16 protein-coding genes, 1 tRNA gene and 3 rRNA genes are annotated in these 23778 nt (G+C 42.5%); 8 read left to right on the plus strand and 12 right to left on the minus strand.

Annotated features, from left to right (window positions below; translation table 11 throughout):
• Positions 1-51: 51 nt before the first annotated feature.
• Both rrf and OCU78_RS12400 read right to left on the minus strand, forming a co-directional pair.
• Positions 52-167: ribosomal RNA gene (rrf, locus tag OCU78_RS12395) — 5S ribosomal RNA — on the minus strand.
• 126 nt (positions 168-293) lie between these two features.
• Positions 294-3187, minus strand: a 23S ribosomal RNA gene (locus tag OCU78_RS12400).
• Positions 3188-3212: 25 nt separating this feature from the next.
• On the opposite strand from OCU78_RS12400, the gene OCU78_RS12405 reads away from it, so the two are divergent.
• The gene (locus tag OCU78_RS12405; protein WP_261856019.1) at positions 3213-3347 is read left to right on the plus strand and encodes a hypothetical protein; all 135 of its coding nucleotides are present in this window, start codon (positions 3213-3215) and stop codon (positions 3345-3347) included.
• 193 nt (positions 3348-3540) lie between these two features.
• Here the strand turns inward: OCU78_RS12405 and OCU78_RS12410 are convergent.
• The 4 genes from OCU78_RS12410 to OCU78_RS12425 form a co-directional block, all read right to left on the minus strand.
• Positions 3541-5095 (minus strand): 16S ribosomal RNA (locus OCU78_RS12410).
• Together the 16S, 23S and 5S rRNA genes form the textbook arrangement of a ribosomal RNA operon.
• A 578-nt stretch (positions 5096-5673) precedes the next feature.
• The gene (locus tag OCU78_RS12415) at positions 5674-6927 is read right to left on the minus strand and encodes an HD-GYP domain-containing protein (RefSeq protein WP_137375217.1); all 1254 of its coding nucleotides are present in this window, start codon (positions 6925-6927) and stop codon (positions 5674-5676) included.
• Positions 6928-7010: 83 nt separating this feature from the next.
• On the minus strand, positions 7011-7418 hold the full coding sequence (locus tag OCU78_RS12420; RefSeq protein ID WP_137375216.1) for a VOC family protein: 408 nt from the start codon (positions 7416-7418) through the stop codon (positions 7011-7013).
• 192 nt (positions 7419-7610) lie between these two features.
• Positions 7611-7695 (minus strand) — tRNA-Leu (locus OCU78_RS12425).
• Between the two features lie 193 nt (positions 7696-7888).
• On the opposite strand from OCU78_RS12425, the gene OCU78_RS12430 reads away from it, so the two are divergent.
• Positions 7889-8365, plus strand: coding sequence for an RDD family protein (locus tag OCU78_RS12430; protein ID WP_137375215.1), 477 nt, complete (start codon positions 7889-7891; stop codon positions 8363-8365).
• Between the two features lie 98 nt (positions 8366-8463).
• Here OCU78_RS12430 and lptG read toward each other — a convergent pair whose 3' ends face one another.
• Together lptG and lptF are read right to left on the minus strand one after the other, a co-directional pair.
• Positions 8464-9534, minus strand: a complete 1071-nt coding sequence (gene lptG / locus OCU78_RS12435) for an LPS export ABC transporter permease LptG (protein ID WP_137375214.1) — start codon at positions 9532-9534, stop codon at positions 8464-8466.
• Between the two features lie 3 nt (positions 9535-9537).
• Positions 9538-10638 (minus strand): LPS export ABC transporter permease LptF, encoded by a 1101-nt coding sequence (gene lptF, locus OCU78_RS12440; RefSeq protein WP_137375213.1) that lies wholly within the window; start codon positions 10636-10638, stop codon positions 9538-9540.
• Between the two features lie 191 nt (positions 10639-10829).
• Here lptF and pepA point away from each other — a divergent pair, with 191 nt between their 5' ends.
• The 3 genes from pepA (at position 10830) to OCU78_RS12455 (ending at position 15959) form a co-directional block, all read left to right on the plus strand.
• Positions 10830-12350 (plus strand): leucyl aminopeptidase, encoded by a 1521-nt coding sequence (gene pepA, locus OCU78_RS12445; protein WP_137375212.1) that lies wholly within the window; start codon positions 10830-10832, stop codon positions 12348-12350.
• Positions 12351-12532: 182 nt separating this feature from the next.
• Positions 12533-12982 carry a DNA polymerase III subunit chi gene (locus tag OCU78_RS12450; protein ID WP_137375211.1) on the plus strand — a complete coding sequence of 150 codons (450 nt, stop codon included), beginning with the start codon at positions 12533-12535 and terminating at the stop codon, positions 12980-12982.
• Between the two features lie 103 nt (positions 12983-13085).
• Positions 13086-15959: a valine--tRNA ligase gene (locus OCU78_RS12455; RefSeq protein WP_137375210.1), complete on the plus strand. Its 2874-nt coding sequence runs from the start codon at positions 13086-13088 to the stop codon at positions 15957-15959.
• A 145-nt stretch (positions 15960-16104) separates the two neighbouring features.
• Here the strand turns inward: OCU78_RS12455 and OCU78_RS12460 are convergent, their stop codons facing one another.
• On the minus strand, positions 16105-17106 hold the full coding sequence (locus tag OCU78_RS12460; protein ID WP_137375209.1) for a M48 family metallopeptidase: 1002 nt from the start codon (positions 17104-17106) through the stop codon (positions 16105-16107).
• Positions 17107-18279: a YjgN family protein gene (locus tag OCU78_RS12465; RefSeq protein WP_137375208.1), complete on the minus strand. Its 1173-nt coding sequence runs from the start codon at positions 18277-18279 to the stop codon at positions 17107-17109.
• Between the two features lie 238 nt (positions 18280-18517).
• On the opposite strand from OCU78_RS12465, the gene OCU78_RS12470 reads away from it, so the two are divergent.
• Complete coding sequence (locus tag OCU78_RS12470) at positions 18518-19426, plus strand: bifunctional helix-turn-helix transcriptional regulator/GNAT family N-acetyltransferase (RefSeq protein WP_137375207.1); 909 nt, start codon at positions 18518-18520, stop codon at positions 19424-19426.
• Here the strand turns inward: OCU78_RS12470 and OCU78_RS12475 are convergent.
• Entirely contained in the window at positions 19418-20209 is a 792-nt protein-coding gene (locus OCU78_RS12475; protein WP_137375206.1) for a glycosyl hydrolase 2 galactose-binding domain-containing protein, read from the minus strand. The two genes, OCU78_RS12470 and OCU78_RS12475, sit on opposite strands and share 9 nt — an antisense overlap.
• A gap of 135 nt (positions 20210-20344) precedes the next feature.
• Entirely contained in the window at positions 20345-20761 is a 417-nt protein-coding gene (rraB, locus tag OCU78_RS12480) for a ribonuclease E inhibitor RraB (protein WP_137375205.1), read from the minus strand.
• A 575-nt stretch (positions 20762-21336) separates the two neighbouring features.
• On the opposite strand from rraB, the gene arcA reads away from it, so the two are divergent.
• On the plus strand, positions 21337-22557 hold the full coding sequence (gene arcA, locus OCU78_RS12485) for an arginine deiminase (RefSeq protein ID WP_137375204.1): 1221 nt from the start codon (positions 21337-21339) through the stop codon (positions 22555-22557).
• Between the two features lie 182 nt (positions 22558-22739).
• Entirely contained in the window at positions 22740-23741 is a 1002-nt protein-coding gene (locus OCU78_RS12490; protein WP_137375203.1) for an ornithine carbamoyltransferase, read from the plus strand.
• Positions 23742-23778 lie beyond the last annotated feature (37 nt).

A 23778-nucleotide genomic window follows, 5' to 3' on the forward strand; every position in this document is an offset into this window, starting at 1 on the left:
CTTAGAACTCTATGGTGACTTGTCTAGAAACTAGACAAAGTCGAAATTAAAGCCTGGCGATGTCCTACTCTCACATGGGGAAGCCCCACACTACCATCGGCGCTATTGTGTTTCACTTCTGAGTTCGGCATGGAGTCAGGTGGGTCCACAATGCTATGGTCGCCAAGCAAATTTTGCTTTTACTTTCAGTTTAAAAACTGAAGGCAAAATAATCTGGAAAGCTGTTTTTGTTCTCTTCAAACTCATTCAAGGTCTGGTATTTCTATGAGTCCACAAAACCCCTTGGGTGTTGTATGGTTAAGCCTCACGGGCAATTAGTACAGGTTAGCTCAATGCCTCGCAGCACTTACACACCCTGCCTATCAACGTCGTAGTCTACGACAACCCTTAAGGACGCTTAAAGCGTCAGGGAAAACTCATCTCAAGGCTCGCTTCGCGCTTAGATGCTTTCAGCGCTTATCGATTCCGAACTTAGCTACCGGGCAATGCCATTGGCATGACAACCCGAACACCAGAGGTTCGTCCACTCCGGTCCTCTCGTACTAGGAGCAGCCCCTTTCAATTTTCCAACGCCCACGGCAGATAGGGACCGAACTGTCTCACGACGTTCTAAACCCAGCTCGCGTACCACTTTAAATGGCGAACAGCCATACCCTTGGGACCGACTTCAGCCCCAGGATGTGATGAGCCGACATCGAGGTGCCAAACACCGCCGTCGATATGAACTCTTGGGCGGTATCAGCCTGTTATCCCCGGAGTACCTTTTATCCGTTGAGCGATGGCCCTTCCATTCAGAACCACCGGATCACTATGACCTGCTTTCGCACCTGCTCGAATTGTCATTCTCGCAGTCAAGCGGGCTTATGCCATTGCACTAACCACACGATGTCCAACCGTGTTTAGCCCACCTTCGTGCTCCTCCGTTACTCTTTGGGAGGAGACCGCCCCAGTCAAACTACCCACCAGGCACTGTCCGTAATCCCGATTCAGGGACCGACGTTAGAACATCAAGCATACAAGGGTGGTATTTCAAGGACGACTCCATCACATCTAGCGACGCAATTTCATAGTCTCCCACCTATCCTACACATGTAGGGTCAATGTTCAGTGCCAAGCTGTAGTAAAGGTTCACGGGGTCTTTCCGTCTAGCCGCGGGTACACTGCATCTTCACAGCGATTTCAATTTCACTGAGTCTCGGGTGGAGACAGCGTGGCCATCATTACGCCATTCGTGCAGGTCGGAACTTACCCGACAAGGAATTTCGCTACCTTAGGACCGTTATAGTTACGGCCGCCGTTTACCGGGGCTTCGATCAAGAGCTTCGACCGAAGTCTAACCCCATCAATTAACCTTCCGGCACCGGGCAGGCGTCACACCGTATACGTCATCTTACGATTTTGCACAGTGCTGTGTTTTTAATAAACAGTTGCAGCCACCTGGTATCTGCGACTCTCGTCTGCTCCATCCGCAAGGGACTTCACTGATAAGAGCGTACCTTCTCCCGAAGTTACGGTACCATTTTGCCTAGTTCCTTCACCCGAGTTCTCTCAAGCGCCTTGGTATTCTCTACCCGACCACCTGTGTCGGTTTGGGGTACGATTTCTTATAATCTGAAGCTTAGAGGCTTTTCCTGGAAGTATGGCATCAATGACTTCACTACCGTAGTAGCTCGACATCGTATCTCAGCGTTAATGAAAGTCCGGATTTACCTAAACTTTCCGCCTACGTACTTGGACCTGGACAACCGTCGCCAGGCTCACCTAGCCTTCTCCGTCCCCCCATCGCAATTATAAGAAGTACAGGAATATTAACCTGTTTCCCATCGACTACGCCTTTCGGCCTCGCCTTAGGAGTCGACTTACCCTGCCCCGATTAACGTTGGACAGGAACCCTTGGTCTTCCGGCGAGGGAGTTTTTCACTCCCTTTATCGTTACTCATGTCAGCATTCGCACTTCTGATACCTCCAGCAGCCCTTACAGACCACCTTCAACGGCTTACAGAACGCTCCCCTACCCCACATACCCTAAGGTACGTAGCCGCAGCTTCGGTGTATAGCTTAGCCCCGTTACATCTTCCGCGCAGGCCGACTCGACCAGTGAGCTATTACGCTTTCTTTAAATGATGGCTGCTTCTAAGCCAACATCCTGGCTGTCTGAGCCTTCCCACATCGTTTCCCACTTAGCTATACTTTGGGACCTTAGCTGGCGGTCTGGGTTGTTTCCCTCTCCACGACGGACGTTAGCACCCGCCGTGTGTCTCCCGGATAGTACTTACTGGTATTCGGAGTTTGCAAAGGGTTGGTAAGTCGGGATGACCCCCTAGCCTTAACAGTGCTCTACCCCCAGTAGTATTCGTCCGAGGCGCTACCTAAATAGCTTTCGGGGAGAACCAGCTATCTCCAGGTTTGATTGGCCTTTCACCCCTAGCCACAAGTCATCCGCTAATTTTTCAACATTAGTCGGTTCGGTCCTCCAGTTGATGTTACTCAACCTTCAACCTGCCCATGGCTAGATCACCTGGTTTCGGGTCTAATCCTAGCAACTGTACGCCCAGTTAAGACTCGGTTTCCCTACGGCTCCCCTAAACGGTTAACCTTGCTACTAAAATTAAGTCGCTGACCCATTATACAAAAGGTACGCAGTCACACCACGAAGGTGCTCCTACTGCTTGTACGTACACGGTTTCAGGTTCTATTTCACTCCCCTCACAGGGGTTCTTTTCGCCTTTCCCTCACGGTACTGGTTCACTATCGGTCAGTCAGTAGTATTTAGCCTTGGAGGATGGTCCCCCCATATTCAGACAGGATATCACGTGTCCCGCCCTACTCGATTTCACTGATTATGATGCGTCGGTTACGGGGCTATCACCCTTTGTTGCGACACTTTCCAGAGTCTTCACCTGCATCATTAAAAGCTTAAGGGCTAATCCAATTTCGCTCGCCGCTACTTTCGGAATCTCGGTTGATTTCTCTTCCTCGGGGTACTTAGATGTTTCAGTTCCCCCGGTTTGCCTCCTGTTGCTATGTATTCACAACAGGATACTTACTTATGTAAGTGGGTTTCCCCATTCAGGAATCCCAGACTCAAAAGGTTATTACTACCTAATCTGGGCTTATCGCAAGTTATTACGCCTTTCATCGCCTCTGACTGCCAAGGCATCCACCGTGTACGCTTAGTCACTTAACCATACAACCCGAAAGGGTCTTAGTGTATGGCAACTAACCAAGGTTTTGGTTGTCATCAAGAAGGGTTAATTCTTGATAACTGTTTGCCGGACTCAATTGTGAATCAAACTAGGTTTGATTCGAATACAAGACACTTGAATGTGTTTGTTGTGTTTATCTAATGAAAGATAAACATTGAGAACTTTTAAATTTGATTGAATTACTCGTAAGTAATCAATCAGTCAGCTTTCCAAATTGTTAAAGAGCATAAAGCAAAAAGCTTTAATCAATAACTCGCGTTATTAATTAAAGCTCTGGCTTTAACTAAATCTAAACCATCAATCTGTGTGGGTACTCATCAACGATATCTTCGTATAAGGAGGTGATCCAGCCCCAGGTTCCCCTAGGGCTACCTTGTTACGACTTCACCCCAGTCATGAACCACAAAGTGGTGAGCGTCCTCCCCGAAAGGTTAAACTACCCACTTCTTTTGCAGCCCACTCCCATGGTGTGACGGGCGGTGTGTACAAGGCCCGGGAACGTATTCACCGTGACATTCTGATTCACGATTACTAGCGATTCCGACTTCATGGAGTCGAGTTGCAGACTCCAATCCGGACTACGACGCACTTTTTGGGATTCGCTCACTATCGCTAGCTTGCTGCCCTCTGTATGCGCCATTGTAGCACGTGTGTAGCCCTACTCGTAAGGGCCATGATGACTTGACGTCGTCCCCACCTTCCTCCGGTTTATCACCGGCAGTCTCCCTGGAGTTCCCGACATTACTCGCTGGCAAACAAGGATAAGGGTTGCGCTCGTTGCGGGACTTAACCCAACATTTCACAACACGAGCTGACGACAGCCATGCAGCACCTGTCTCAGAGCTCCCGAAGGCACACCTGCGTCTCCGCTGGCTTCTCTGGATGTCAAGAGTAGGTAAGGTTCTTCGCGTTGCATCGAATTAAACCACATGCTCCACCGCTTGTGCGGGCCCCCGTCAATTCATTTGAGTTTTAATCTTGCGACCGTACTCCCCAGGCGGTCTACTTAACGCGTTAGCTCCGAAAGCCACGGCTCAAGGCCACAACCTCCAAGTAGACATCGTTTACGGCGTGGACTACCAGGGTATCTAATCCTGTTTGCTCCCCACGCTTTCGCATCTGAGTGTCAGTATCTGTCCAGGGGGCCGCCTTCGCCACTGGTATTCCTTCAGATCTCTACGCATTTCACCGCTACACCTGAAATTCTACCCCCCTCTACAGTACTCTAGTTCACCAGTTTCAAATGCAGTTCCGAGGTTGAGCCCCGGGCTTTCACATCTGACTTAATGAACCACCTGCATGCGCTTTACGCCCAGTAATTCCGATTAACGCTCGCACCCTCCGTATTACCGCGGCTGCTGGCACGGAGTTAGCCGGTGCTTCTTCTGTTGCTAACGTCAAGAGATAAGCGTATTAAGCTTACCCCCTTCCTCACAACTGAAAGTACTTTACAACCCGAAGGCCTTCTTCATACACGCGGCATGGCTGCATCAGGCTTTCGCCCATTGTGCAATATTCCCCACTGCTGCCTCCCGTAGGAGTCTGGACCGTGTCTCAGTTCCAGTGTGGCTGATCATCCTCTCAGACCAGCTAGGGATCGTCGCCTTGGTGAGCCATTACCTCACCAACTAGCTAATCCCACCTAGGCGTATCCGGTAGCACAAGGCCCGAAGGTCCCCTGCTTTGCTCCGTAGAGATTATGCGGTATTAGCCATCGTTTCCAATGGTTATCCCCCTCTACCGGGCAACTTCCTAGGCATTACTCACCCGTCCGCCGCTCGACGCCCAACAAATCATCCGAAGAGTCAATGTTGTCGTTTCCGCTCGACTTGCATGTGTTAGGCCTGCCGCCAGCGTTCAATCTGAGCCATGATCAAACTCTTCAATTTAAGATTTTGTCGGCTCAATGAATACTGACTTCAAAACTAATATTTACCGAAGTAAACATGTAATTCTAAAGCTATTACCATTCCAACAGAATGGTAATGAATTGACTGTGCCAAAATTAAGTAAACTTAATTTTGTATTGGTCACTCAGTTCATTGAAACCAAATTGATTTCCGAGGAAATCTTGCTTTGCTAATGCAAAACAAATTTTGATATTCATCAACGAGTGCCCACACAGATTGATAGGTTTAAATTGTTAAAGAGCTTTGCTTTTTTGAAGCTTTCCTTTTAATAGGAAACCTCTCAAAGCGGACGTGAATTCTAGCGATTTAACTTAAAGTGTCAAACACTTTTTAAATTTAATTTTTTAGAATTTTCGTCTTACTGATTTTCGCTGAAGCCTTATGGCGTCTGCCGTGTCAGTGAGGCGGCATTATAGAGAGGTTCTCTATATTGGCAAGCCTAAAAAGCGATTTTCTTTAAAAAAAACACTCAACTGTTTAGAGAACAACCAAATGATTATTTATACCAATTTAGCCTCAAGTTACTTACAGTTTCCTCACAAAATCCTGTGGATAACTTAGTCATCACTATCGAAAAAGTAAGATAGTCTAGATCTTGGATTTAGATATTCTCTTACCTTCTCTGGAAGCTTGTTAGGATGAACGGCATTAACTATCTTTATTTCTTTATCTCCTAAATCAATGATAGGAGCCTGCGTTCGAGGAACGTTAGGGTCGTAAATTAGAACATTAGGAAATAGGATGTTTTTACTATTCACAGAAATGACAAGACCAATCATGTCATTTGAAAGCTGTACAACCGTACCCGGGGGAAAAACACCCATAAACTTGATCAAAATATTTAGGTTGTCGTTGCTATATAGATGCTTGCAGTTTTTGTATAGATGAGAGAGTGCAATATAAGGGATTTTTTGTTGGGATGGCACATTGTGATGGCATAGATTATCGAAAGCATTCGCTACTGATATCACTTTTGCTAGTTCATCAATTTGATCTTCTTTTAGTCCTTCTGGGTACCCTGAACCATCATTAAGTTCATGGTGCTGGGCAATCACATTCTTGGCACTAATTGGAAAGTCTTCAATCGCCTCCGCAATATCTAAACCATACTTAGTATGTAGCTTAAGGTAGTTACTTTCTGGTCCAGTTAAAGGAGTTTGCTTTCTTAAAATAGCTGAAGGTATTTTTATTTTACCAATATCGTGAAATAGAGCAGCAAATGAAAGCTCTTTTAATTGTTGAGCATTATAGTTTTTTGCCTTTCCCACCATCATGGCAATAACAGCAACATTTAAAGAATGGAAGTAAATATCTTCAAACTCACTTTTCCCATTCATCAAATGCAAAGTGACATTATCATCACTTAGTAGCTTTTCGACGATATCATCGATTAAAACTTTCGCTTCTCCAACAGCATCTGCCGGGCGATTCCGAATCTTCGTCATTACAGATCGCATTCTAGCTAACGAACGTTCGAACTCTTTTTCACAATTGATAACTCGCCTTCTGTATGAACTTAAGTTTTCAATGCGCTTTTGCTTCTCTTGCCACATTCTTTCAGCTTCAAGATCCATTTCACTCGACACATCGTCAGTACTTGTTGATTCTTGGTTAGCAGGAAGAGGTTGAGTGTCACTTTGATTTAGATTGATATAAACATATTTAATCCCCAAATGTTTGATCATTTGGATCTGTTCATTATCTTTTATCTTAAAACTGTTAAACAGAAATGGATGCTCATTCCACTTGACTGGAAGTCGGATATGTAAACCCGGCTGAATACGATCCACTGTAATTTTGATACTGGCCACTTTCTATATACAACACAATCTATGGAGATAATTTATAATATTAATTAATTTATCAGTTGAATTCATTATGTATTTCAGTGCGGTTAGCTAAGTTCTTCACAATGTAGCATCCAGCGAATGCCAAATTTATCTTCAACTTTGCCAAATCTTGCTCCCCAAAACGTGTCATTTAAAGGCATCATGACGCGTCCACCATCGCAAAAATATTCAAACAGTTGATTTTGAGTATGTGAATCCTCAACCACTAGTGAAAGAGCTATATTATTCCCTTGTAGCTCTTTAGCGTTCACGCCATCAGACATCATAATTTTGAGACCAAACGCCTCTAGTTCGGCGTGCATGATCCAATCTGGATTGCCCCCTTCAATAAGTTGTGGCGCATCTCTAAAGTATTGCTTGGTTAGCACAACACCATTAAAGCACTTTCGATAATACTCTAAAGCTTCTTCACAGCGACCACTAAAAAATAAATAAGGGGTTAGTTTTAGCATAGGCATCTCCTTGGTTGATACTTTAACCATAGACGATGACATTAGGATTGAAAGATAAGAGTGTGACTTTGTTAAGTTTTACCAACAATTTACGACTAAAGAATAACGTGGGGAAAAGTGTGAGTAGCTAAAAGCATTTAAGCCTAGAAACAACAAAGCCCCGACATGAGTCGAGGCTTTATCATTTAAATATGGTACCGGTAGGCGGACTTGAACCGCCACGCCCGAAGGCAACGGATTTTGAATCCGTCGTGTATACCAATTTCACCATACCGGCATTATCTTGGGGCGTTACCCTTTCGATGCTTGGCATTATACGTATGCGAAGTGATCCTGCAAGTATAAAAGATTGAAAAGCAGTGTGTTTGACGATAATTTCGCCATTAACAAGTAAGCTGTGCGTTAGCTCTCTTTTCAGGAAGCAAGTAAAACTATATTCTGACGAAAATTTTTAGGGTAAGTAAATCATTATGACATCACCAAACAAATTACCACCAGCCGGCATGATGAGAAGGTTTAGTGCACTCTTTTACGATGCATTAATCATTCTTGCTGTAGAGATGATGGCTGCAGGTATTGTGATTGCGGTATTAGAAGCTTTATTAGCAGGCGGGTTAATCTCTTACGCTCCATATGCAGATGCAAGTGATATGCTTTCTAACCACCCAACCTGGAGCTATGTCTATACCTTTTATCTAGCCGCTGTTTGGGTTTATTTCTTCGTATTCTTCTGGACTCGAGCTGGTCAAACATTAGGAATGAGAGCTTGGAAGTTACGCCTGCAAAATACAGATGGGACAGCCATTTCCGTAACACAGGCATTAATTAGGCTAGCAACATCAGGGTTTGGATTATCGAACCTAGCCGTGCCATTTGATCCAAAGAAACGTGCCTTTCACGATATATGGGCAAAGACAGAAGTCGTTGTTCTTCCAAAGGCTAACTAGATAGAGTTGGTTGTCATCTTTAATCTATAAAAACCATAACAAAAAGGGAAAGCACTGAGCTTTCCCTTTTTTATTTCTAACTTAGATTGACGCCTAACTTAAAGTTTTCGCCTCAGCAACATCACAGCTACGAAGAAAAATACAAAGCTAGGTGCTAATGCACCAAATGCAGGGGGTATCTGATAAACCAAACTTACTGGGCCGAAAAACTCACTTGAGATATAAAAAGTGAAGCCCGCAATTACCCCAGATAATATCCTTGCCCCCATAGTAACACTTCTTAAGGGACCAAAGATAAAAGATAACGCCATCAGCATCATTACAGCAATAGAGATTGGCTGTGTAACTTTACGCCAGAAAGCCAACTCATAACGAGATGAATCTTGTTCTGAAGCTTTCAAATATTTTACGTAATCATAAAGCCCACTAAGCGATAGCTCTTCTGGCTTCACAGTAACAACCGCCAATTTGTCCGGTGCCAGCGATGTTTTCCATAAATAATCTGGTGAAACAATTTTCGAGATTTCAACTTCACTTTCAAAAGAAGTTGACTGCACACCAGACATCAGCCAAGTGTTATCACCGTTGTATTCAGCAGACTCGGCAAAAAGGCTCGTTTTTAAATTTTTATCTTTATCAAACCGCCACATATTTACCCCATGTAGCTGTTCACCATCTATTTCAGCGATAAAAATAAAGTCATTCGCATCTCTTGCCCACACACCACTTCGTGTAGAAACAATGCTACCTCCAGAAATGGACATAGCTCTTAAATCACGAGCCATTTTTTGAGCTTGTGGCGCACCCCACTGCCCTAACAGCATAACAATAACCATCAGTGGTACGGCTGTTTTCAATACTGACATACCAATATCCAGCTTAGAAAAACCAGCCGCCTGCATAACAACAAGTTCAGAGCTTGCCGCTAACATCCCTAATCCAATAAGAGCACCTAACAAAGCCGCCATAGGGAAGAACATTTCAATATCACGTGGAATACTCAAAAGCACAAAATAAAGCGCTTGGAGTAAATCGTATGTACCCCGCCCTACCTTACGTAGCTGCTCCACATATTTGATGATTCCAGACAAACCAACAAACGTCACTAATACCAAAGACGTTGTCGCAATGATGGTTCGACCTATATATAAATCAAGAATCTTAAACACGATTTAAGCAAGCCTCTTCTTTCTAAGTTTTTCTTTAACTCGCCTTACTGGCACGCTATCCATAAAGTTTGCCGCTACTGCAACAACAAGAAGTAATGCATTAATCGGCCACATACCTATAACTGCAGGAATACTCCCGTCTTCAATTGAAGATTTTGTTGCACTGATCGCCAAGAAGTAAGTGAGATAAATAAGAATTGCAGGTCCCATTTTCGCAAAACGCCCTTGACGAGGGTTAACAGCCGAAAGAGGTACAACAAGCATCGTTAATAATGGGATACACAGCACTAAGGAGATTCGCCATTGAAGCTCAGCTTTTGCTTTGTTGTCTGGGTGAGTAAGCAGATCTAAGGTTGGAATTGCTTCCCAATCTCGTCCTTTCCTTTCTACATCTCTTTGACCAATTAATCCTTCGTACTCTTCAAAGTGCGTCACCATATAATCTACACGAGTCGGCACACCCTCATATCGAGTACCTTCATACATGGTGATCACTTGGCGCCCATCATTCAGCTCTTTTACATCACCAGATTTGGAAAGCATTACGCTCGGCAATATTGAATCTCGAGGAAGAATTTGTGCAATGAACACATTTGAAAGCTTGCTGTCTTTTATCGAATCAATAAATACAACTGAAGAGCCGTCTGGTGTTTGCTCGAAACTGCCAGTCTTCAGTAGGTCTACATTATTTTCAGCTGCCAGTTGCTCAATTAGTTGCGCTTCGCGATCTTGAGCCCAAGGTGATAACCAGAGTGAGTTAAATGCAGCTACGCTCGCGGTAATAATCGCAAGATACAACGCCGCTTGAATCAGAAACTTGTTTCCAATTCCCGTTGCATTCATCACGACAATTTCACTTTCAGCGTAAAGACGACCAAAAGTAAGCAATATTCCGATGTAAATACTCAATGGAAGCATGAGTAACCCCATTGCAGGCATGTTCAAACCAACAATGGATAAAATTAGACTTGCGGGTATATCACCATCAGAAGCGTCAGCTAAAACGCTGATAAACTTTTGGCTTAAAAATACGAGAAAAAGAACGAAAAATATCGCAAATTGGCTCTTGAGTGTCTCGCGGATCAAATATCTAACAATAATCACGCTCAAATTACCTATACAAAACTTGTTTTTTTAATTGAATCACTATAATTTCCCGTTGAACCTTTTATTTTTTAAATTTTTACTAAGTGTTAACGTTCTTATTTAAAGGTTAGTTCCATTGTAGGATCCAACAAGTAAGAGCGCATTATCTAACATTTAGTTCTATTTGTCTTCAGGATGTAGGAGTACGCATGGAGTTCAGTGTAAAAAGTGGCAGCCCAGAGAAACAACGTAGCGCATGTATCGTAGTTGGAGTATTTGAACCACGCCGCCTTTCTCCAGTAGCTGAGCAGCTAGATAAAATTAGCGATGGCTACATTAGTTCACTACTTCGCCGTGGTGATCTAGAAGGAAAACCTGGCCAGATGCTACTACTGCATCAAGTACCTGGTGTTCTATCAGAACGAGTTTTACTTGTTGGTTGTGGTAAAGAACGTGAACTTGGCGAGCGCCAATACAAAGAAATCATTCAAAAAACCATCAGCACTCTGAATGAAACCGGATCTATGGAAGCAGTTTGTTTCCTAACAGAATTGCATGTTAAAGGCCGTGACACGTACTGGAAAGTACGCCAAGCAGTAGAAGCGACTAAAGATGGTCTATACACATTCGACCAATTCAAGAGCAACAAGCCTGAAACTCGTCGTCCACTTCGTAAATTGGTATTCAACGTACCAACTCGTCGTGAATTGAGCCTTGGTGAAAAAGCTATTGCACACGGCTTAGCTATTTCTTCTGGTGTTAAAGCATCGAAAGATCTTGGTAACATGCCACCGAACATTGCAAACCCAGCATACCTAGCTTCTCAAGCTCGTCGCCTAGCGGATGACTTCGAAACTGTTACAACTAAAATTGTTGGTGAAGAAGAGATGGAAAAACTGGGTATGACTTCATACCTAGCTGTAGGTCGTGGTTCTAAGAACGAATCACTAATGTCTATCATGGAATACAAAGGTGCTGCAGACCCAAGTGCAAAACCAATTGTACTGATAGGTAAAGGTCTTACTTTTGATTCAGGCGGTATTTCACTAAAACCAGGCGAAGCCATGGATGAAATGAAATATGACATGTGTGGTGCAGCGTCTGTATTCGGCACAATGAAAGCATTAGCAAAACTGAACCTACCGATTAACGTCGTGGGTATTCTTGCTGGTTGTGAAAACATGCCAGGCAGCAATGCTTACCGTCCAGGTGATATTCTAACGACAATGTCAGGTCAGACTGTTGAAGTATTAAACACCGATGCTGAAGGTCGTTTAGTATTGTGTGATGCACTGACTTATGTAGAGCGTTTTGAACCAGAATGTGTTGTTGATGTAGCAACACTAACAGGTGCATGTGTAATGGCACTTGGTCACCACATCAGTGCTGTTCTATCGAACCATAACCCACTTTCTCATGAGCTAGTGAACGCATCTGAGCAAGCAAGCGACCGTGCATGGCGCCTACCAATGACTGACGAGTACCATGAGCAGCTTGCTAGTCCATTTGCAGACATGGCTAACATCGGTGGTCGTCCAGGCGGTACTATCACCGCTGGTTGTTTCTTATCTAAATTTGCTAAGAAATACCACTGGGCACATATTGATAGTGCGGGTACAGCATGGAAATCAGGTAAAGCGAAAGGCTCTACCGGACGTCCAGTATCACTTCTTGTCCAATTCTTACTAAATAGAAGCGGCCAAGAAACAGAAGAGCAATCTTCAAAGTAGCTATCAAATAGCTAAAGAGGGCCTCCGGGCCCTTTTTTAATATCTCAATAAAAGCCTCAGTAACTCTAATGAGGTTTACTATGTTCTCTGAACATTTAATGCCTAGCTTATTTTTAGCCATTTTTATTAGTCGCATGATTACTTAGTGCCACTATATATTTGAGATTTTCAAAGGTAATCATATGTCCAATGCAACGTTTTACATTGTAAGTCCTGAATCACCGCAAGCTCATAATAAAGGCTTTGCCGAATACATCATTTTTCTAACGGGGTATTTCGCTAAGCAAGGCGCTAAGGTTTATCTTAACTGCAATGACAAAGCACATGCAGAAGCAATTGCTGAATACTTTTGGCAAGTTGAGCCTGAACACTTCATTGCTCACAACCTTGTTGGTGAGGGTCCTAAGTACTCAACTAGCGTTGAAATTGGGCACGATGGAGTAAAACCAAATTGGAACCGTCAATTGGTGATAAATTTGGCGGATAATCACACAACCTTTGCGAACGCCTTTACTCAGGTGGTAGACTTCGTTCCTTGCGAAGAAAAAGCTAAGCAACAAGCTCGAGAAAGGTATAAAATTTACCGTCAGGCTGGATATCAGCTACAAACTATCGAGATTCAACATCCATAGTCAAACGTCATAGTTAAAGCTATCTTTGATATTTAGATTCAAGAAGCTTCACTTATGAAGTTTGACCACGATTAACCATTCACAGTATCCGTTTAAGAGCACTATGGAAAAGACATATAACCCAACATCAATCGAACAAGCTCTATATCAGACTTGGGAAGAGAAAGGCTACTTTAAGCCACACGGTGACACATCAAAAGAAGCTTACAGCATCATGATCCCGCCACCGAACGTCACTGGTAGCCTACACATGGGTCACGCGTTCCAAGATACGATCATGGACACGCTTATCCGTGCTCAACGTATGAAAGGCAAAAACACACTTTGGCAAGTGGGTACTGACCACGCAGGTATCGCAACTCAGATGGTTGTAGAGCGTAAGATCGCAGCTGAAGAAGGCAAAACAAAACACGACTACGGCCGTGAAGCTTTCATTGACAAGATCTGGGAATGGAAAGGCGAATCTGGTGGCACGATCACTCAGCAACTTCGTCGTCTTGGTGCATCTGTAGATTGGGATCGTGAGCGATTCACTATGGATGACGGCTTATCAGCCGCAACTCAAGAAGTGTTTGTTCGTCTATACGAAGAAGACCTAATCTACCGTGGCAAACGCCTAGTAAACTGGGATCCTAAACTGCACACTGCAATTTCTGATCTTGAAGTTGAAAACAAAGACAAAAAAGGTTTCATGTGGCACTTCCGCTACCCGCTAGCTAATGGTGTTAAAACGGCTGATGGTAAAGACTACATCGTAGTTGCAACTACTCGTCCAGAAACCATGCTTGGTGATACAGGCGTTGCTGTTAACCCAGAAGATCCACGTTACAAAGATCTTATCGGTAAAGAAATCCTACTTCCTATCGTTAATCGTCTTATCCCTATCGTAGGCGATGAGCACGCAGACATGGATAAAGGTACGGGTTGTGTGAAAATCACTCCAGCTCATGACTTTAACGATTACGAAGTAGGCAAGCGCCATAGCCTACCAATGATCAACATCCTAACGTTCAACGGTGATATCCGTGATGCGGCTGAAATCTTCACAACGAACGGTGAAGAAAGCGATGTGTACTCAACAGATCTTCCAGCTAAATACCAAGGCATGGAGCGCTTTGCAGCTCGTCGTGCAACGGTTGCTGAATTTGAAGAGCTAGGTCTACTTGAAGAAATCAAAGATCACGACCTAACCGTTCCTTACGGTGACCGTGGTGGCGTGGTTATCGAACCAATGCTGACTGACCAATGGTACGTACGTACAGCACCGCTTGCAGAACCTGCAGTTAAAGCGGTTGAAGATGGTCAAATTCAGTTCGTACCTAAGCAATACGAAAACATGTACTTCGCGTGGATGCGTGACGTACAAGATTGGTGTATCTCTCGTCAACTTTGGTGGGGCCACCGCATCCCAGCATGGTACGACAACGATGGTAAAGTTTACGTTGGTCGTACTGAAGAAGAAGTTCGTGAAAAGAACAACCTTTCTCCGGTTATTGTTCTTAAGCAAGATGACGATGTATTAGATACATGGTTCTCTTCTGCACTTTGGACGTTCGGCACACAAGGCTGGCCTGAAGATACAGATGCATTGAAAACATTCCACCCATCAGAAGTACTAGTATCTGGTTTTGATATTATTTTCTTCTGGGTTGCTCGTATGATCATGATGACCATGCACTTCGTGAAAGACGAAGATGGCAAGGCTCAAGTACCTTTCAAAACGGTTTACATGACGGGTCTTATCCGTGATGAAAACGGCGACAAGATGTCTAAGTCTAAGGGTAACGTACTTGACCCTATCGATATGATTGACGGCATTGGTCTTGAAGAACTAGTAGAAAAACGTTGTGGCAACATGATGCAACCAAAACTGGCTGCTAAGATCGAAAAAGCTACGCGTAAAACTTTCGAAGATGGTATCGAACCATACGGTACTGATGCACTGCGTTTCACTCTTGCTGCTATGGCTTCAACTGGTCGTGACATCAACTGGGACATGAAACGTCTTGAAGGTTACCGTAACTTCTGTAACAAGCTATGGAACGCGAGCCGTTACGTACTGATGAATACAGAAGAGCACGATTGTGGCATGTCACTGTCTGCTCTAGACCGTGCAAATATGGAATTCTCTCTAGCAGACAAGTGGATTGAATCTCAATTTGAAGTTGCAGCGAAAGAGTTTAATGCTCACCTAGACAACTACCGTCTAGACATGGCTGCAAACACGCTTTACGAATTCATCTGGAACCAATTCTGTGACTGGTACCTAGAGCTAACTAAGCCTGTTCTTTGGAAAGGCACTGAAGCTCAACAACAGGCGACTCGTTACACGCTTATCACGGTTCTAGAGAAGACTCTGCGTCTTGCTCACCCGGTTCTTCCTTACATCACTGAATCTATCTGGCAGAGCGTTAAGCCGCTAGTAGACGGCGTTGAAGGCGAGACAATCATGACTCAAGCGCTTCCTCAGTTTAATGAAGATAACTTCAATGCAGAGATCGTAGAAGACATCGAATGGGTTAAGACTTTCATCACAGCTATCCGTAACCTACGTGCGGAATACGACATTGCACCAAGCCAAGGCTTAGAAGTAATGATCAAAGTCGCTGATGAGAAAGATGCAGCTCGTATCGAAGCAAATAAGATCGTTCTTACTTCTCTAGCTAAGCTAGACGATATTAAAGTTCTAGCAGACGGCGAAGCGACTCCAGCTTGTGCAACTAAGCTTGTTGGCAAATCTGAGCTGATGATCCCAATGGCGGGTCTTATCGACAAAGATGCTGAGCTTGCTCGTCTAGATAAAGAAGTAGCGAAGACTCACGGTGAGATTAAGCGTATCGAAGGTAAGCTAGGTAACGAAGGTTTTGTTGCTAAAGCACCAGAAGCGGTTATCGCGAAAGAGCGTGAAAAGCTTGAAGGTTACCAAGAGACTCTTGTCAAACTTGAAGAGCAAAAAGCGACCATCGTTGCTTTATAATTGAAGCGATAGTTTTAAATAAGAAAAAGGGCAGATGATATTCTGCCCTTTTTTATTTTCTGGTAGTTTGTATTCTTGGCCAAGCCATAATTTATGGGTAGAGAACGAATACCCAAACTCGGATATTAATCATCTCAATTCAGCATTAGTGCGCAGCTCTTAATAACTCAACTCGCTCATCTAATTCAGGGTGAGTACTGAGCCATGTAGGCAGTTCAGCATATCCTTCAGAACCCTTTCCTAGTAATTCAAACATCTCAATCATAGCCTGATTAGAACCATGCAGCTCAATCATTGAATCAGAAGCAAAGGCATCCGCTTCTCGCTCTGCATCTTGAGATTGACCATTGTTCGCAATAAACACACCAAGACCTGTGAGGTTATCAATGATCCCAGAGCTCTCACCTGTCAGCACAGCAACTGATACTGAAAGAAGACTAGATCGAACCAATATCTTCATTACATGCTGGTGTTGAACATGCCCTAATTCATGCAACAGGATACTGTCTAATTGTTCATCAGTTTCAGTCAACCGAACTAAGTCATCTAATACAATGATTGTTCCAGCACTCAGCGCAAAAGCATTGGCGCCAAGTTCTGAAGAACGAAAGACCAACTGCACATCGCCCTCGATATTCAGTTTTCGTAACTGATTTTCAAAGCGCTGTCGAATATGATGCTGTTGTTCCTCAGAAAGAGTAGAACTCTCAAAGAATTGGTCATCTAAAGACTCTAAGACCTGATTTTCAACCAGTTTAGGTACCGAATCAGGTAAATAAGTGACTATTTGATGAGTTAACCACGGGATCCCATGAGTAAACATAGAGATAGTCAGTAAGATAAGAACAACACTGCTGACTAAAATAGTCGTGATGTTTTTCTCTAATTTCCCTATGAAATTATGTTTACCTCTACTCTGTAAATAGGTATCCAGCTCATCACTTGCATCCGTGATAAATTGCCACCCATCTGGAAACTTTAGCTTTGTTGGAGCGGAACCAACGCCCCGCATAATTTCAACACGCTCAAAATATGCCGAGACAATAGAGCCATCCACATTCAAGATCAATTTATCAGACTGAGAGGTATCTAAAATTGCCTCGCAACGTTCAGAGCTACGAGGCGGGTGCGCAACACCTGATATCATCTAGCCAATACCAAGGTCGACATTAAATGCTTGAGAGATCTCATCTGAAACAGCTGATTTCACATCTGAAGCTTGGTCATTTGCAATGAGTAAATCTAAATTACCTTTAACATACGTATTATTCGATAAGTAATTCATCGTTCTAACCATTACCCAGGGTCTTGCTAAACCAAGGGTAACCACTTGAAGTAAGAAGTTAGTGATAACTAAGGTCATGTAACCTTTTACTGTTAATGTCGAAGCAAAGCTGAATTCTGAATTGGATTCACTTTCTTTGCCCTCAAGTGTTAACTCAGAGAATGTATAATTTCTCACTTTAACTTTAACGTAAGCAGCAATAGCTAAACTCATCGCGATAAAGCCAAAATAAAAAGCTACCATCAACGAAGTGAAACTTCCGCTATTAGCCATTTCAGAGATTGATTCCGGGTTACTGATTACACTGAACCCTGCAATGCTAAAGAAGCCTAAAGCAGCTGCAGCACTCACTAAAACCCAAGCAATCATGCAGACTAGATATACTTTAAAATAATAACGGCTTTGATAATCCGCTTTAAACTGGCGATCACCATAGCGATAACCATTCGAGAAATAATTAGCAATACCAGTTAATGACCAAGATTGCAGATAAACATATGCAGGGATGGATACTAAAATAGCAATACCACCAGCAATCATGTTCGCTTTCATAATAAAGGTGATGGCAAAAATCGCTAAGACTAACCCTAGGCCGACAATAAGACCGCGTCCAAGGATCGACCAATAAGCACCAGAAATAGTACCATGGAAAGAGAAATGAACATTTCTAAAGCTTGTCATTGCTGAATCAAAGCGCGCATTACTACGAGACAACAGCGGTAATAAAGCCACGAAAGCCATCATTAAAATAAGTGCGATCTGAGGAGCTAATTGATTCGTAACACCCCAAACCACCACACAAATCAATGCAATGATTCGCCCCTTTAGGATTTGTATTGGCTGCCCATGATATTGAAAACTATCACCACCAATAAATGTATTCCCATAGAAATAACGTTTATTACGTACTTTGGCCCACGCTGAGTAAATACCCAGCGTTATGACGGATAAAAGGATATTCACAATCCAAATTCCAAAGTACTCCTTACCCTTTCCCTTAAAACTAACCCTAGTTTCTAACTGTTTCGTTTCCATTTTCTATTCCATCTGACGTATTAAAAACAATCATGTACATCTGCGTGCACATCAACAGTGTGAAATTATAGAAACACATCATTCTGATCAATTTATAATTGATATAAAAAAGAGATCAACTTATCAGTATTAACCCTATGATCTATAAGTTATTAACTAATTCATCAAGTAAGCTTGTTGACATTGTTGTGATTCGCAATTAATTTATAGTTGTACAGCGCAACCAAATGGGGTGAATATGAAAGCACAGCAGCTAAGAGAAGTATCTCGTCAATTGGTGAGACAGCTTGGAATGTTAAACAAAGAATGCGGTGCATTTGATTTGCAACCCATTCAGGCTCACACATTGATCGAGTTAGAAATGCAGGCATCCAATGTCAATCAACTTGCAAATAAGCTCAATATTGATAAATCTAACGCCAGCCGTGCTATCAGTAATCTTCAAAAAAAAGGGTTAATCGAAACCTTTAAACATCCAGAAGATAAAAGAAGTGTCGTCGCCGCTTTAACGCCACTCGGTCATGAAACAGTCTCCCAATTACACCAACAGCAAAATAAATTTTATGATTCAGTACTAACACGGCTTACTTCAAACGAAAAAGACACCGTATCTGAAGCCATTGAACTTTACCTCAAAGCCCTCGAACAAACTCACTCTTCTGAATCGTTTGTGGTACGCACATTAACAAAACAAGACAACCCTGATGTTGCCAATGTCATTCGACAAGTCTCTTACGAAAATGGATTAACTGAAGATAAGGGTTATGGAGTAGCCGACCCTACTCTAGAAGATATGTTCAGCGTTTATAACAATGAACGCGCTCAATACTGGGTAATAGAACTCGCGGGAAAAGTGGTAGGTGGCGGTGGTTTTGCCCCCCTAGCAGGAATGCCGGAAGTGTGTGAATTGCAGAAAATGTATTTTCTACCGGAAACACGCGGAAAGGGTTTGGCAAAGAAATTGGTTAATATGTCGATTAGTCATGCCAAAACGTTAGGCTATAAACAGATGTATTTAGAAACAACAGAATGTCTAAATGCGGCAGTGAAGCTCTATGAAAAGCTTGGGTTTGAGCATTTAGAATCGGCTTGGGGCGAAACTGGCCATGATGCCTGTGAAGTCGTCATGGCTAAGCAGTTAACGTAAAAAGTTGCTGACGCATGAAGCGGGGTTCAGAGATATCTTTGACACCTCAACCTGTCCATCAATTTCTACTTCTAAATTGTATAAATCTTTAGGGTTGGGGTGATTAATATCAGAGATGATTGGCGCCTCAACCTGGAAAATAACGCCTGTATGCTCAGCTCTTACATCAATTGGCAGTACCAGTTTCATTCCATTAAACTTAACCGAGGCAGAAATAAGACCTGGTTTGAGTGTCTGATAGATAACGTCTACTTTAAACTCGCAGCCACCACCGTGATGCCAAATTTGCTCAGTCACTACTTGTTCTAACTTCACATTCCGGACGAACTGTAAATATGGAGCTTTCCATACTCCTATTCTCGAATCAGATATTTGCCTATCATGAACCAAAACCTCAGGCATATCTTCTTCAAGCAGCAACCCTTCCTCTTCTTCTAAAAAAAGAATTTCAAAACGGTTACGACCTAATTGAAGGTACGGAGAAATATCTTTCCGATATTCAACCTCACTTCCATCACAATCAAAGACCCCTACACCGTTTAATCTCACTTCAGCATAATAATCAATGCCAGCCATCACCAATTCCACGAAAGGAACCGCCATCATGGCTTCATCTACTTCAATATCATGCATTAAATGCCACTCTTGCTCAGTAATCGCATCTTCACTTAAAGATTCAGGAAGTACAGAGCTTAAAGGTGCTGGAAAAGTAATATCATCTTGAGGAATAGAAAGATCGGTTAACGGGGATATTTGCCAAAGGCCAGCCAGTGATAACTGCATAGGATAAATTGAGCTAGATCAAGTTTGAGCGCATTATAGTGAATGTACACACTTAATGACATGTATTTTTGTAGGGTTTTCGAACAGATACAAAAATGCCAGCAAAGATGCTGGCATTCATTAAATCACGATAAATTATTCTTCGTCTTCATCATCTTCTTCTGGGTGAATAGCATCTTCACCTTCATAGTAAGTGCCCCAGCCATCGTAAATGATGTCAAATTTCTCAGCTAGATTAACAAGCTTCTCAACTTGCTCATCAATCGTTTCTGGGTTTAGAACAGACTGCATCGTTGCATCACAACAAAGTAACTTATTGCCATCTTCGTCTTCTGTCTCTTCAGCTTCAAGAACTTCAAAGCCCATTTTGAATGCTTCAACAACGGCTTTCTCAAGTACTTCGAAATCTTCAGCAAATAGGTGATGCTCAATATCGTATAAAGCATCAGGATCGCTACCATCTTCAATTAAGGCTTCAATGATGTCGCGAGTCTCTTCCTTTTGAAATTCAATTAATTCCGCTACTGATAGATATTCATCTTCGTGAGACATGTGTCTGCTCCAGAGTGTTGACTATGAAAAGATCAAATTTGATTGCCACGAAATATGTCATGGATCGACCAGAAAAGCCACCTAGATTAAAGGTTGAAGATGATCTTTCTAAACAGATTAGTAGCGTAATATTAATTGAAAAATAAAACGGCAATCACAGAAACAAATTTTCAACATATTATTAACCATTTTCTATTTTAGCATATCGTCTGCATTCACTATTTTGCATGAAATGTGCTTAAATTGCGTGATTAAGCATGATAAATGCATAGAAGGGATCATATCAAAATGAATAAAACCTCGTAAAAGCCTCACAAGTTGAATAATGCTGAATTTTTATTCACTTAATCCCACTTGAGTAATCGAATCGTCTCGTCAAAAAACAGCATATAAACTCAGGAGGAAGCCTCTATTTACCTTTCATTAAATTGATATAAAAAAATTAAATTTCCATATTTTGTAGTTTTTACAACCAAGTTAATTAAATAAACCAAACAAAGACACTATTGTTAGAGCTTGCATCTTTCTTTTAAGCTTGTCATAACTAGAGGCTGGATTAAAAGTAAGGATGCAAAATGAGTAAGCTGTACGTTGGCTCCGAAGTTGGTCAGTTAAGACGAGTTCTATTAAACCGACCTGAACGAGCACTCACCCACCTCACCCCTTCGAACTGTCATGAACTATTATTTGATGATGTTTTGGCTGTTGAAGCGGCAGGTGAAGAACATGATGCTTTCGCCTCAACCCTACGTAACCAAGGCGTGGAAGTATTACTGTTACACGATCTACTCGTTGAAACTCTCAATGTTACAGAAGCTAGGGAATGGCTACTGAATACTCAAATCTCTGATTTCCGTTACGGTCCTACTTTTGCTCGAGACTTACGTAACTATCTTGCTCAAATGGACAATGAACACCTAGCAACCATTTTATTAGGTGGCTTGGCTTATTCAGAACTGCCAATCAAGTCTTCTTCTATGCTGCCTAAAATGCATAGACCGCTCGACTTTGTCATTGAACCATTACCTAATCACTTATTTACGCGTGATACTTCATGTTGGGTATATGGCGGTGTATCTCTTAACCCAATGATGATGCCAGCTCGTCAACGAGAAACGAACCACTTGCGAGCGATCTACCGCTGGCATCCTGTTTTTGCAGGGCAGGACTTCATTAAATACTTTGGCGATGAAGATTTGCATTACGACAATGCAAATATTGAAGGTGGTGATGTACTCGTTATTGGTAAAGGTGCTGTGCTAATCGGTATCTCTGAGCGTACCAAACCTCAAGGTGTTGAAAATTTAGCAGCAAGCCTATTTAAATCAGGTCAGGCTAAAGAAGTGATCGCCATTGATCTGCCAAAACATCGCTCATGCATGCATTTAGATACTGTCATGACTCATATGGATATTGATACTTTCTCAGTATATCCAGAGATCGTACGCAAAGATCTTGATACTTGGCGCTTAACACCAAAAGGAAATGGTGAAATGCGTGTAGAGAAGGCCGATAACTACTTGTCTGCTATCGAAGGTGCATTAGGGTTAGATCAACTAAAGATCATTACGACTGGTGGTGATAATTATGAAGCTGAACGTGAACAGTGGAATGATGCTAACAACGTGTTGACTGTTAAGCCTGGCACCGTCATTGGCTACGAGCGCAATGTTTACACGAATGAAAAATACGATAAAGCTGGAATAGAAGTCCTGACTATTCCTGGTAACGAGCTTGGACGCGGACGAGGTGGTGCTCGCTGCATGAGCTGCCCAATTGAACGTGATGATATTTAAAAACGATAAATATCGTTGGTAGAAGTCACCTAAAACTCTACCATTTATAACACCATAAAAGCTGATGATTACTCATCAGCTTTTTTTATTAAAATATAAAATATAAAATAATTATTCACAATAAAAGCATTTATATGTATAACTATCTACTTCATTGATTCTTTATGCTCAAGGAGCGAGATATGGCTTTTAATCTTCGCAACCGTAACTTTCTAAAACTTCTCGATTTCTCTCCAAAGGAAATTCAGTTTTTACTGGATCTCTCTGCTGACTTAAAAAAAGCTAAATATGCAGGTACGGAGCAGAAAAAATTAGCCGGTAAAAATATCGCGCTGATCTTTGAAAAAGCCTCAACCCGAACTCGCTGTGCATTTGAAGTTGCCGCTTTTGATCAAGGTGCTCAAGTTTCTTATCTCGGTCCTTCTGGTTCTCAGATCGGTCAAAAGGAATCAATGAAAGACACAGCTCGTGTATTAGGGCGAATGTATGACGGCATCGAGTATCGAGGGTTTGGGCAAAGCATAGTAGAAGATTTAGGGGCTTATGCTGGCGTTCCAGTCTGGAATGGACTGACAGATGAATTCCACCCAACACAAATTCTTGCTGATTTTCTAACGATGCTTGAACACGGCAAAGGTAAACAACTGCATCAAATTAGTTTTGCTTACCTTGGTGATGCTCGTAACAATATGGGTAATTCACTTTTAGTTGGCGCAGCAAAAATGGGAATGGATATTCGCCTCGTTGCTCCTAAATCATTTTGGCCTGAAGAATCTCTTGTCAAACAGTGTCAATCAATCGCTCAATCAACTGGGGCTAAAATTACTCTTACAGAAGATGTAAATGAAGGCGTTCAAGGCTGTGATTTCCTTTACACCGATGTTTGGGTATCAATGGGTGAAGCGCCAGAAGCTTGGGATGAACGAGTAGCTGTAATGACGCCTTATCAAGTAAATATGGATGTCATCAAACAAACGGGTAACCCACAAGTTAAGTTCATGCATTGTCTTCCGGCTTTTCATAACAATGAAACCGTAATTGGGCAGCAAGTCGCAGATAAATACGGCATGAACGGCTTAGAAGTTACAGATGAAGTCTTTGAATCTGAATATTCAATTGTATTTGATGAAGCTGAAAACCGTATGCACACCATCAAAGCAGTCATGGTTGCCACATTAGGGTAGTCATCTTAAAATTTATGATTCGAGCGTGAATCATAGA

This window comes from Vibrio gallaecicus (genome assembly GCF_024347495.1).
Classification (GTDB): domain Bacteria; phylum Pseudomonadota; class Gammaproteobacteria; order Enterobacterales; family Vibrionaceae; genus Vibrio; species Vibrio gallaecicus.

What these genes read in the sequence shown, in the direction of transcription:
- OCU78_RS12405 (WP_261856019.1), top strand. Translation starts at nt 3,213, where the DNA reads ATGGCAACTAACCAAGGTTTTGGTTGTCATCAAGAAGGGTTAATTCTT.
- OCU78_RS12420 (WP_137375216.1), bottom strand. Translation starts at nt 7,418, where the DNA reads ATGCTAAAACTAACCCCTTATTTATTTTTTAGTGGTCGCTGTGAAGAA.
- OCU78_RS12430 (WP_137375215.1), top strand. Translation starts at nt 7,889, where the DNA reads ATGACATCACCAAACAAATTACCACCAGCCGGCATGATGAGAAGGTTT.
- pepA (WP_137375212.1), top strand. Translation starts at nt 10,830, where the DNA reads ATGGAGTTCAGTGTAAAAAGTGGCAGCCCAGAGAAACAACGTAGCGCA.
- OCU78_RS12450 (WP_137375211.1), top strand. Translation starts at nt 12,533, where the DNA reads ATGTCCAATGCAACGTTTTACATTGTAAGTCCTGAATCACCGCAAGCT.
- OCU78_RS12455 (WP_137375210.1), top strand. Translation starts at nt 13,086, where the DNA reads ATGGAAAAGACATATAACCCAACATCAATCGAACAAGCTCTATATCAG.
- OCU78_RS12460 (WP_137375209.1), bottom strand. Translation starts at nt 17,106, where the DNA reads ATGATATCAGGTGTTGCGCACCCGCCTCGTAGCTCTGAACGTTGCGAG.
- OCU78_RS12465 (WP_137375208.1), bottom strand. Translation starts at nt 18,279, where the DNA reads ATGGAAACGAAACAGTTAGAAACTAGGGTTAGTTTTAAGGGAAAGGGT.
- OCU78_RS12470 (WP_137375207.1), top strand. Translation starts at nt 18,518, where the DNA reads ATGAAAGCACAGCAGCTAAGAGAAGTATCTCGTCAATTGGTGAGACAG.
- OCU78_RS12475 (WP_137375206.1), bottom strand. Translation starts at nt 20,209, where the DNA reads ATGCAGTTATCACTGGCTGGCCTTTGGCAAATATCCCCGTTAACCGAT.
- rraB (WP_137375205.1), bottom strand. Translation starts at nt 20,761, where the DNA reads ATGTCTCACGAAGATGAATATCTATCAGTAGCGGAATTAATTGAATTT.
- arcA (WP_137375204.1), top strand. Translation starts at nt 21,337, where the DNA reads ATGAGTAAGCTGTACGTTGGCTCCGAAGTTGGTCAGTTAAGACGAGTT.
- OCU78_RS12490 (WP_137375203.1), top strand. Translation starts at nt 22,740, where the DNA reads ATGGCTTTTAATCTTCGCAACCGTAACTTTCTAAAACTTCTCGATTTC.